This is a genomic window from Salegentibacter sp., assembly GCF_041642575.1.
Taxonomy (GTDB): Bacteria; Bacteroidota; Bacteroidia; order Flavobacteriales; family Flavobacteriaceae; genus Salegentibacter.
Genome location: NZ_JBEPWD010000066.1, coordinates 1 through 12,217, shown reverse-complemented (window position 1 = coordinate 12,217; position 12,217 = coordinate 1). Strand labels below are relative to the sequence as shown.

General features: G+C 39.1%; 9 protein-coding genes and 1 pseudogene. 9 read left to right on the top strand and 1 reads right to left on the bottom strand.

Going from position 1 to position 12,217, the window contains the following annotated elements:
- The first annotated feature begins 90 nt into the window (after window positions 1-90).
- The 9 genes from ACESK1_RS09875 (at window position 91) to ACESK1_RS09835 (ending at window position 11,948) form a co-directional block, all read left to right on the top strand.
- A complete protein-coding gene (locus tag ACESK1_RS09875) occupies window positions 91-531 on the top strand; it encodes a hypothetical protein (protein ID WP_372920016.1) in 441 nt (146 codons plus the stop codon).
- A 33-nt stretch (window positions 532-564) separates the two neighbouring features.
- Window positions 565-1,182, top strand: coding sequence for a hypothetical protein (locus ACESK1_RS09870; RefSeq protein ID WP_372920015.1), 618 nt, complete (start codon window positions 565-567; stop codon window positions 1,180-1,182).
- A gap of 448 nt (window positions 1,183-1,630) precedes the next feature.
- Window positions 1,631-2,434 (top strand): pyrroline-5-carboxylate reductase, encoded by an 804-nt coding sequence (gene proC / locus ACESK1_RS09865; protein WP_372920014.1) that lies wholly within the window; start codon window positions 1,631-1,633, stop codon window positions 2,432-2,434.
- Window positions 2,435-2,468: 34 nt separating this feature from the next.
- Window positions 2,469-3,239, top strand: coding sequence for a glutamate 5-kinase (proB, locus tag ACESK1_RS09860; protein ID WP_372920013.1), 771 nt, complete (start codon window positions 2,469-2,471; stop codon window positions 3,237-3,239).
- Between the two features lie 34 nt (window positions 3,240-3,273).
- Entirely contained in the window at window positions 3,274-4,473 is a 1,200-nt protein-coding gene (locus ACESK1_RS09855; protein ID WP_372920012.1) for a glutamate-5-semialdehyde dehydrogenase, read from the top strand.
- Between the two features lie 128 nt (window positions 4,474-4,601).
- Entirely contained in the window at window positions 4,602-6,467 is a 1,866-nt protein-coding gene (locus tag ACESK1_RS09850) for a peptidase M61 (protein ID WP_372920011.1), read from the top strand.
- Between the two features lie 111 nt (window positions 6,468-6,578).
- Window positions 6,579-8,579: a cation:proton antiporter gene (locus ACESK1_RS09845; RefSeq protein WP_372920010.1), complete on the top strand. Its 2,001-nt coding sequence runs from the start codon at window positions 6,579-6,581 to the stop codon at window positions 8,577-8,579.
- A 134-nt stretch (window positions 8,580-8,713) separates the two neighbouring features.
- A complete protein-coding gene (locus ACESK1_RS09840) occupies window positions 8,714-10,396 on the top strand; it encodes an ABC1 kinase family protein (protein WP_372920009.1) in 1,683 nt (560 codons plus the stop codon).
- Between the two features lie 67 nt (window positions 10,397-10,463).
- Window positions 10,464-11,948 (top strand): S10 family peptidase, encoded by a 1,485-nt coding sequence (locus tag ACESK1_RS09835; protein ID WP_372920008.1) that lies wholly within the window; start codon window positions 10,464-10,466, stop codon window positions 11,946-11,948.
- Between the two features lie 53 nt (window positions 11,949-12,001).
- On the opposite strand, the pseudogene ACESK1_RS09830 reads toward ACESK1_RS09835, so the two are convergent.
- Window positions 12,002-12,217: pseudogene (locus tag ACESK1_RS09830) on the bottom strand (threonine synthase); the annotation flags it as partial.

The following is a 12,217-nucleotide window of genomic DNA, read 5'->3' as shown; positions in this document are numbered from 1 at the left end:
CGGTTTGAAAGATTTGCAATCACAAATCTTTAATTATACCGGGGATCTTTTGATCACCAAAGAAAATTCATAACCTAAAAATCGATAGTCATGGAAGAGCAGAAGAATTTCAGATATATTGAATGGAAAAGTCCTGAAGAAATGCACTACAGTGCACAACAATGGAGTTCCATCCTTGCTTTCATTAAGGATGAACATCTTTTCTTTGAAGATATGCTAAGGGAATATACCTTACCGATAATCGAGTCGAACCTGGTTTCAGAAGTCAACTCCTTAATTGATCGCCTAAAAAAATCAAATGAGGAGATGGAATCCCTAACCAGGAAAGTGACCCAACATCAAAACGGACTGGATATTCTGGTTGACGGAAAAGATCAACCCGAAGAAGAGAAAAAATACAAAGAGGAGCACCGGCAAATTATGAGGGAAATGAATAGCTTTTCTGATACTTACAAAGAATTAAAAAAAGATATCTTTGAAAAGATATCCGGAGCTTTAAAAAACCAAAAGCAGAAAAGACTTTTAAAGTGATCCGCCATTTCATGCTTTAAAACATTGGCTCTTATGCGATATATTCTTCCGGTAATTTTGCTCTTTCTTACTGCCTGCAGTTCTACAAGATTGGTAGAGTCGCATTCTCCATACAGGGCCGAAAAACCAAAGATTGAGAAAATACTGATAATTGGGATGACCCCTTTAACTGAATTCCGGGAGTCCTTTGAGACTTCCCTTGAAAAAGAATTTAAGAAGAATAATGTTGAGGCAATGGCTAGTGTTAGGGTTATGGAAGATATGCTCGTTCCCGGAGAAAGCACTGAAAAACAATTAAATAACCTTGAGAAATATTTACTGAAGGAAGGATATAATACGGTTCTTCTAAGCAAAATCGTTCAGGTTGAATCCCATAAAGACCTCAGATCCAGTCTGTTCAACCTTAAAGGTAGTTACCGCAGTTTCAAAAGTGATTATTACTCAAATCAGGGAATTTTCCATGAAGACATCAACGGTTCTAAGACCTATCATACCCAAACCTCTATCTATACACTTCCAAAGGATAGACAAAGAGAACTCCTATGGCAGGGGGAAATCGATTTGAAAAACCCTAAAAAAATAAAGAAAACAATTAATCAGTATGTAGATTTACTTGTTGCCAGTCTAAAATGGGACGGAGTACTTCAATAGAAACCAAAAATAAACGAAAACCTTTTCGTGACTAATCGGGTATTTTAAACTGCCAAAATAGCAGTTTATGAAATTATTATAGATATATACTATCGTACATAAACAAACTCAATAGTGGGTTTCCTAATATCAGTAATAGAGGGATTGACTATGAATTCTAAGTCTGTACGATGAATATTAACTGAGGCCCCTGGAAAACTCTAAGTCTTTGCTATGCCATGTTTTAGGATTCTTATTTCCCTCACCTACTCTATTTTTTTAAACTAAATTTAAATCAGTTTTAACCTTTTATCAAGAATAGAAATCCTTAAAATGCGCTAACTTACTGATGAATCAGGCGAAAATCAGGCACTGGATCCAGAAAGCTGTATGGTCTTTGTGCCATAGAGCGTGAAAGAATAGTAAATACAGGTTAAATACCTATAAAAATTAACCAAAAAAACAATACATGAAAGTATTACTTATTGGAGCCGGAAACATGGGACTTACTTATGCCGAGGGAATGGCAAAGTCCAGCTTATTAAATCGTAGAAATCTAATGATCTTCGACAAATCTGCTGATATTATTACCAGATTGAGCAAAATAGATCATTTTGATGTTTACGACGATATTGAAGAATGTTTGCCGGATGCCGATATAGTTTTCCTAGCGGTAAAGCCATATCACTGTGATAGCCTTTTCGAAGAAATTAAACCTTTGGTAAATAATGAACAAATTTTTGTTTCTCTAATGGCAGGGGTTACCATTGCCAAGATCCAGCAAGGTCTGGATGTTAAGAAAGTAATCAGATCTATGCCTAATTTACCGGCTCAGGTTGGTAAAGGAGTTACCTCCTATACCGAAGCTAAAGAAGTTTCCCGTGTAGAATTATTAATGATTAGGAATCTCCTGGACACCACCGGAGAATCTATTCATGTTGAAACAGAGAACTTTATAGATGCCTCCACAGGAATTTCCGGTAGTGGTCCGGCATATGTATTCTACTTTATGCAATCCATGTTGGAAGCAGCGCTAAAAATGGGCTTCTCAAAAAATGATTCTAAAGTCCTGGTTAGCCAAACCTTTGAAGGCGCAGTAAAATTATTTAACGAATCTGATCTCTCCCCGGAGACCTGGATGGACCGTGTAGCCTCCAAAGGAGGTACTACCCGTGCCGCCCTGGATTCTATGGAAGACAATAATGTTAAAGAGCTTATTAAAGATGCGGCTTATGCTGCATTTGACAGAGCTGTTGAACTTGGTAAGGAGTAAGTATAAAGAAATATATTTTTTCAAAAACAAAGAAATGGATAAAAAAAGAATAGTTGTAAAAGTTGGTACAAACGTCATGACCAATAAAGACAATAGAATTCTGCAACCTATATTAAGAAATCTTGTAGAACAGATCGCTACTTTACATGAACAGGATGTAATGGTAGTATTAGTGTCATCAGGTTCTGCAATTGCCGGAAAGGAAATCCTGGGAGAGATTAAAATCACAGATCCCTCCAAAAGAAGACAGGTATTTTCTTCGGTAGGTCAACCCAGGATGATGCGTCACTATTACAGTTTATTTCATGACTTCGGAATGCGCTGCGCGCAGGTTCTGGCTACCAAAAGAGACTTTAGTCCTGGGATTCACCGTGAAAATATGATAAACTGTTATGAGTCTTTATTATCTGAAGGAATAATCCCTATTGCCAATGAAGATGATGCAGTTTCGGTAACCATGTCTATGTTCTCTGATAATGATGAGCTGGCCAGTCTGGTAGCCGAATTAATTCAGGCAGATTCCCTGATCATCCTTAGTGATACAGAGGGGCTGTACACCGGGCATCCGGATCATGAAGATTCAGAGAAATTAAATAAGGTTCAGGTTGATCAGAATGTAGAAAAATATGTTCAGGAATCTGGCAAAGGCGAAGGTGAAGGCCGTGGCGGAATGGAATCTAAGATCAAGATTGCTAAAGGAACTGCCGCCAAAAATATCACCACTTATATTGCCAATGGGAAACGTCCTAACGTAATACTTGATATTATGGAAGGAAAACCTGTAGGCACCAAGTTTACCGCATAAAACAAAATAATAGAAATAAGAAAAAACTCTTAAAATGAAGTTGATAAAAACCGAAACCAAAAATAATGTGCTTAAATCCATGATGAATATCCTGGATAAAAGGCGCGAAGATATTATTGAAGCAAATAAAAAAGACCTGGAAGCCTTTGGAAAAAGTGATCAGGCAATGTACGACAGACTTATCGTTGATGAGAAAAAAGTAGATTCAATGATCCAGTCTGTTAAAGAAGTAATGGATCAGGAGGATCCGGTGGGGAAAACCATCGAACACCGACGCCTTGATACCGGATTGGATATCACCAATAAAACGGCGCCTTTCGGTACAATAATGATCATTTACGAATCCAGACCCGATGTTACCATCGAGGCCGCTATGCTGGCTTTTAAAGCCAATAATAAGATTTATCTAAAAGGAGGAAAAGAAGCATTTCACAGCAATAAGATCCTCGAAGAATGCTGGCACGAAGCCCTTCAGGAAAACGGCCTGGAAAAAAACTGGATCGAAATGCTGAAATTAGATCGCACAGAAACCCAGGAATTTCTGAAAAACCCACCGGAACATATTGACCTTATTGTACCACGTGGCGGGGAGCGTTTGATCGCTTTTGTAAAAGAACACGCCACGGGAGCAGTTCTCGTTAGTGGTCGCGGAAACAATTTCCTCTACGTTTCTAAAAACGCCGATTTCGAAACCGCCAAAAAGGTTATGCTCAACGCCAAGATCGATAAGATCTCAGGTTGTAACGCTTTGGATAAGGTATTAATAGACAAGAACATTTCGGGATATGAAGATAAACTGAAAGAACTTCAGCAAATGTTCAGGGAAAATGAAGTTTCCATTCTTGTAGATGAGGAAGTTTCAAAAGTCCTGACCGATGAAGAGAAAGTTCCTTCTGAAGATACCTGGTATGAAGAGTTTCTAGCCATGAAGATCGTCCTGGGAAGTATTGATGGTCTTGATTCAGCCATTGAAAAGATCAACAAATATTCAGGAGGTCATTCTGCTTCCATTATCACTAAAGACAGAGATGAAGCTCAAACTTTCATGGAGCAGGTTGATAGCGCTGCGGTTTACCATAATGCCTCCACCCGCTTTACCGATGGTGGCCAAATGGGTGTTGGTGCTGAGTTAGCGATTAGTACCGATAAACTTCACCATAGGGGACCGCTGGGATTGAAACAACTGGTCACCAATAAATATTATGTCTTAGGTGAAGGTCATATTAGAGAATAAACTTAGTTTCATTCTGAATAAACCACCGTTTTTAAGCGGTGGTTTTTTTATATCCTTTTTAAAAATAAACCTTCAAATGTAACTTTTTGCTTTTTCCGGAGTCTAACTGATAAAATTCACCTTTAATAATGAAAAAGTTTTTATTCACTTTAGCTCTTCTGGGCACTTTATATTCATGTAAAACCACACAGCTTCAACCGGAATCAAAACAACCTATCCTGGCATCGCTTGATCTGGTTAATATTGAAGATGATAAAGTAAAAGTAAGCGTAAACCCGGAAAGACTAACCGGCGAAGAGATAAGCTTCTATCTTCCGAAGATAATACCCGGTACTTATTCAAACAATAATTTCGGCCAGTTTATCGAAGATTTTAAGGCTTTGGATTATAAGGGTAACGAGCTGGAATTCCGCCGGGAAAATGAAAATACCTGGGTAATACCCAAGGCTTCAGAATTAGATAAGGTCACCTATCTGGTAAATGATTCCTTTGATATTGAAGGAGAGGAAGGAGTGTTCTCCCCCAGTGGAACAAATATTTCTGAAGACGAAAATTTCGTGCTAAATCTTCACGGATTTGTTGGCTATTTTGAGAATTTAACCGAGGAACCATATCGCCTGGAGATTACCCGTCCCGAAACGGTAATTCCGGGAACTGCCCTAAGTCTGGCAGAGATAAAGAATGGCTTAGAAACAGATTACCAAACCGATATCTTTCTGCTTAATCGTTATTTTGAAGTTATAGATAACCCCATTATGTATTCCCTTCCGGATACGACCAGCTTTATGGTTGAGGATATGGAAGTATTGGTAAACGTATATTCGCCAAACAAAAAATATACTTCAGAAGACATCAAACCGAACATTGAGAAAATGATTTCGGCCCAAAAGAGATTTCTTGGGGAAATAGATAATACTGGGAAATATGCAATTCTGCTCTATCTTTCAGATACAGAAGAACAAGATGCCCGTGGATTCGGAGCTCTTGAACATCACACTTCAACAGTAGTGGTCCTACCGGAAATGATGCAACCCGAGCAACTTCAGGAAACTATGACCGATGTTGTCTCCCACGAGTTTTTCCATATTCTCACTCCTCTGAATATTCATTCCGAAGAAATTCATTATTTCGATTATAACGATCCTGAAATGTCTCAGCACCTTTGGATGTATGAAGGCGTAACCGAATATTTTGCGAATTTATTCCAGGTTAATCAGGGACTTATCGATAACGAGGAGTTTTATAACCGAATTTCTGAAAAGATTGAGGTATCTAAAAATTATGACGATACCGTACCTTTTACAAAAATGAGCAGAAACATTCTTGAACCGGAATATAAAGACAGTTTTTATAATGTTTATCAAAAGGGAGCCTTGATTGGATTGGCTCTTGATATTAGGTTAAGGGAATTAAGCGGAGGTGAAACAGGCCTGCTTGATCTCATGAAAAGACTTTCAGAAAAATACGGGAAAGACCAGCCATTTAATGACGATGAATTAATAGAGGTGATAGTAGACTTATCCTATCCTGAAATTCAGGAATTTTTTGATAAGTATGTTACAGGCTCCACTCCTATTCCCTACAACGAATTCTTTGAAAAAGTAGGTTTGGAGGAAGAAGAGTTCACCACAAATTCAGGATATTTCCTTGTGGGGCAAACCCCATATATTGATGGTAATCCCGATACCGGGGAGATCATCTTCAGAGAAAATATCAGTTTTAATTCTTTCCTGGATGAACTTGGAATTGAAGGTGGTGACATTTTGAAATCGATCAATGGCCAGGAATACAATATCCAGAGTGCCTACAATATGGTAATGACTGCCGAGTCCTGGAAAGAAGGTGAAGAGGTTACTTTTGTGATTGAGCGTGACGGCGAGGAATTAAATCTCAGCGCCAAAGCTCATCAACCAACAACCACCTCATCAAGGATTACTGAAAAAGACGACGATAGTACGCAAGTGAATTTGCGTGAAGCTTGGTTAAAAGGTTAATAGATTTTAATTTGAGCATTTAGCGGCAGGGAAACCTGTCGCTTTTTTATTTTAGTTATACGTCAAAATCTGCTAACTTAGACAATCAACACCAACCAACGCGCAAGCTGAATGGAAATCCCTATTTTACAGGATATCGTAATTATTCTCGGATTATCGATCCTCATTATTCTCTTGTTTCAGAAGATGAAGGTTCCCTCTTTACTCGGGTTTCTTCTTGCAGGAATTATAGCCGGACCCTATGCATTTAACCTTATAAGCAGTCAGCATGAAGTAGAATTGCTTTCTGAAATCGGGATTATTTTTCTTCTCTTTATCATTGGAATTGAGCTTTCATTACGGGAGCTCATAAGCATGAAACGTACTGTGCTAATTGGAGGAAGTCTTCAGGTTGGTGGTACGATTATAATTTCTGCTGCGATTGCATATTTTATTGGCTTGCCTTTAAGTGCAGCCATATTTGTAGGTTTTCTTTTCTCCTTAAGTAGTACCGCAATAGTGCTAAAAATCCTTCAGGAAAAAGGGGAAATAACGGCACCTCATGGCCGCATTAGTCTTGGCATACTTATCTTTCAGGATATCATCGTAGTTCCCATGATGCTCTTTACTCCACTGCTGGCCGGGCAGTCCGATAATATTCTGGAAACTGTTGGTATCCTTATTTTAAAATTCCTGGTTTTAGGAGTGGTGATCTACCTCCTCGCCCGCTACATAGTCCCAAAGATTTTTTCTATGGTAGTAAAGACCAAGAGCCGCGAACTTTTCATCTTAACTGTTGTAGTATTTATCTTCGCAATCGCATGGCTGACCTCCTCGGCAGGTTTATCTCTTGCTTTAGGCGCTTTTTTCGCCGGACTTATTATTTCAGAATCAGAATACAGCCATCAGGCAACAGCAAATGTGTTACCCTTTCGGGAAATATTTATTAGTTTTTTCTTTATCTCAGTAGGAACTTTATTGGACCTGAATTTCTTTATAGAAAATTTCCTCTATATCCTGCTGCTGGTAATTGGCGTGGTCTTATTAAAAATGTTGGTGATCGCAGGAACAGTTCTTATACTGAATTATCCGCCACGTACTGTTTTCATGACGATGTTCAGCCTGTTTCAGGTTGGGGAATTCTCCTTGCTGCTTTCAGGCGTTGGGATGGATAACAATATTATTCCCGCGAATGTTTACCAGTACTTTTTAGCAATTTCCATAATTAGTATGGCTTTAACCCCATTTTTGATCAACGCCTCCCCCAGGATCACTTATTTCCTTCTAAAAGCCCCTATGCCCGCCCCCGTGAGAAGGAGACTGGATCGTTTCAGAAAGAGTTCGGTTTCAGAAGAAGATTCTAAAAAGCCAATTGAAGATCATTTGATCATTGTGGGTTACGGAATAAACGGCGAGAATATTTCAAAAGCGGCCAAAAATGCAGAGATCCCTTATCTGATAGTGGATATCGATCCTGATGCATTTCATAAAGCAAAGACCAAAGGAGAACCGGTGGTATACGGAGATGCTACCAATCCTGTAATTCTTAAACACCTTCACATCCATGAGGCCAGAGTTGTGGTAATTGCAATTTCTGATCCCGGAGCAACCAAAAAGATCATAAGTAATATCAGGTCTTTTACCAATGCCGCTTTTATCATCGTACGGACCCGTTATGTAAGGGAAATAGAAGAAAACCTGAAACTAGGAGCCGACGAAGTAATTCCCGAGGAATTTGAAACTTCTATTGAGATATTTACCAGAGTTTTAAAGAAATATTTGGTGCCCTATAATGAGATCCAGGATTTCATAAATAATATCCGTTCTTCAGATTATGAGATGTTAACTTCCCTGAAAGAAAAACCGCATAGGCCGTTTCTGCAACATTTACATATTCCAAACAAGGAAATCGTAACCATAAGCGTTCAGCAAAATAACAGCAGTATAGTAGGGAAAAGCATTCAGGAAGCAGAAATTGGAAACAAATATCATTTAACCATTCTCACTATTAAACGTGACACCCATTACCTAACCGAAATTCGTCCGGATACAGTCATTGAGCAGGGGGATTTACTCTACATATTTGGGCATCCGCAGAATATTTATAAACTCAATAAGGAGTTATCATATTAAGTTGTTGGGAAAAATATGAGATAAATGCTCTATTGTTTTAAATATTTCCCAAAAAACATCAATTGAAATCACTGCTTATTGGGGGTATAATTTTAAATAGATATATTTAATCTGCAAACAAACCAACTAAACCTATGTCTGTATTACCCGATAACCTGGAACGCTATAGAAAGTTCTTTGGGTTTATGCTGAAATACTGGAACAGTGAGCTTTTCCACCAAACTGCCAATTCAGCCCTGGATGAACCGGAGGATCAGGAAAAACCAACAGACTACGACCAAACCCCTGAAGAATTAGTAGAAGATCTTAAGAAAATGGGGCCCACTTATATTAAAATGGGACAATTACTATCTACTCGTCCCGATTTACTTCCCGACAATTATTTAAAAGCTTTGGCTAGTCTGCAGGACGACGTACCTCCAATTTCTTATGAAGAAGTACGTAGTATCGTAGAAGATGAAATAGGAACCCGAATTTCCAAGGCATTTGAAACTTTCGATGAAAAACCTCTCGCAAGTGCGTCTATCGGACAGGTACATACAGCTACCCTCCGGTCAGGGAAACCGGTTGCAATCAAGATCCAGCGGCCTGGAATACGTAAAAAATTCCTGGAAGACCTTGATACCTTAGAGGAATTGGCCGGATTGGCTGTAAAACACAGTGATGTCGCCAGAAGATATGCCTTTGATGACGTACTCACCGAACTTCGGCGAATCCTGCTACAGGAACTCGACTACAAAAGGGAAGCAACAAACCTCATTACCCTTGGCAAAAACCTGAAACAATATAAAAATCTCATCGTTCCGCAACCTATCCTGGACTACTCTACTTCCAAAGTATTGACCATGGATTTTATTAAAGGAAAGAAAGTGACTTCCCTTTCTCCATTAAAACAGCTGGAGTTCGACTATAGTCCTATTGTAGATGAGTTGGTAGAAGCCTATTTGCAACAAGTAATAAACGATGGCTTTGTACACGCAGATCCTCACCCTGGAAATATACAATTCACCAGTGATGATAAAATTGCGCTTATGGACCTGGGGATGGTGGCTAAATTCACTCCCGGACTTCAGGAATACCTGCTGCAGCTTCTACTCGCTATTAGCAAAAGTGATGGCCAGGAAACAGCTCATGTTCTACTGAATATGAGTGAGTATACTGAAACAGCCAATCTCATTAAATTCAATAAGGTGATAAGTGACCTGGTTATGGACAGCCAGACCAGTACGGCAAAAGATATGCAAACAGGTAGATTGCTCATTCAGTTAAATCGTGTTGCAGCAAGTAATAACATCCATATTCCGGTTGAAGTCAATATCCTGGGAAAAATTCTGCTGAATATGGATCAGATCATTGCGGTACTTGATCCCGATTTCGATTTGAAAGAAGCAATTAGAAGGCACGTGAATGAAATTATGCGCAAGAAGATGTATGAGGAATTAAAGCCCGAAAACTTCTTTTCGTTTGTGTTGGAAACAAAAAAACTTACAGAACATCTACCGGAACGACTTAACAAAATATCTGAAAATCTGGCGAATAACAGATTCAAATTAAATATTGATGCTATAGATGAACAACGGGTCACTGATGGATTTCAGAAAGTAGCAAACCGTATCACCCTGGGCTTGATAGTAGCTGCCATGATAATTGGTGCCTCCATGTTGATGCAGGTTCCTTCAGACTTTACAATATTTGGATATCCGGGATTAGCAATGGTATTTTTTCTCCTGGCCGCTGTAATGGGGATCTATCTAAGTTATATTATCATCTTTAAAGATGAAAACTTACATTCCAAGGACAAAGATAAATTTAAATAGAGTTTGTTTTTGTAGGATTCATTGAATCAGTGTATTTTCGGTTTAAATTCAACTAAAACCTGATTCAATGAAACATATTTTTACTTTTCTTCTCCTTTTTTCCTCAATCGGAATTTTTGCCCAAAAAGTTGAAATTCCCGTTGACACTACTGTCGTTACCGATCATTCAGTTCGAATTAAAGGACAAAATATTAATTACACCGCTACCACGGGTACTCAGCCACTGTGGAATGAAGATGGAGAACCTATCGCCAGTCTTCATTACACCTATTACAAACGCAGCAATATAAAAGACACTGAAAACCGCCCGCTGGTAATTTCCTTCAACGGAGGTCCGGGCTCAGCATCGGTCTGGATGCATATTGCCTATACAGGACCACGGGTTCTGAAAATTGATGATGAAGGTTTCCCGGTTCAGCCTTATGGTATAAAAGAAAATCCACACTCTATTCTGGATGTTGCCGATATCGTGTATGTAAATCCGGTGAACACAGGCTACTCCCGCCCTATTCCCGATAAAGATGGAAAAGTGGAAAAAGAGAAATTTTTCGGGGTGAGGGCAGATATTAAATACCTGGCCGAGTGGTTAAACACTTTCGTTACCCGTAATGACCGTTGGTTATCACCAAAGTATCTTATAGGTGAAAGCTACGGAACCACAAGAGTTTCCGGACTTGCCCTGGAACTACAAAACAGCCAGTGGATGTACCTAAACGGAGTGATCCTTGTCTCCCCTACTGAAATTGGAATTGATCGCGAAGGTCCGGTGGAAGTGGCCAATCGCCTGCCCTATTTTACCGCAGCAGCCTGGTACCATGATGCACTTCCGCAGGAATTGCAAAACAGAGAATTGGAAGATCTTCTCGCTGAAGTAGAAGAGTATGCAATTAACGAACTATTGCCGGCCCTGGTCAAAGGTGGTTTTACCGAAACCAATAAAAAACAGGCTGCCGCAGAGAAAATGGCTTACTATTCCGGGTTATCGGAAAAAGTGATCTTGCAGAATAATCTTGAGGTGCCAATTCGCTATTTCTGGAAGGAACTCTTGCGTGAAGAAAGCGGTTACACCGTGGGTAGACTTGATTCCCGTTACCTGGGACTTGATGCCAAAGAAGCCGGTGATTCTCCTGATTATAATTCTGAGCTCACCTCCTGGTTACATTCATTCACTCCGGCGATAAATCATTATCTAAGAGAAGAACTCAATTATAAAACAGACCTGAAATACTTTATGTTCGGTCCTGTTCACCCATGGGATCGTAGTGGAGACAATACCGGTGAAAACCTGAGACAGGCAATGGCCCAGAATCCTAATTTAGACGTATTGGTACAATCAGGTTATTTTGATGGTGCTACTACCTATTTCAATGCGAAATATTCAATGTGGCAGCTTGATAAAAGCGGAAGAATGAAAGATCGTCTCAGCTTTAAAGGCTATGAAAGCGGGCACATGATGTACCTAAGAGCCGAAGACCTGAAAAATGCAAATGACGATATTCGGGAATTTATTGAGAACTCACTGCCTAAGGAAGGAGATTCAGCCAGATATTAAAAATTCTGTTTTTAAAAAGAAAATCCCGAAAAATTAGCATTTTCGGGATTTTTTTATTTCAGTAAATAGCTCTTTAGATCTCCATAATCACTGATTTCCTCAGAATGTTTTTCTTTGTTCAAAAAGGCTTTTACAGTGTTTGGTATTTCAATTTTCTCCTCAATTGCCGATTCAACAGTCTCAAGGAATTTTACAGGATGAGCCGTCTCTAAAAAAACTCCATAATATTCAGGATTTTCCTTTAAAAATTCTATTAAACCAAGATAACC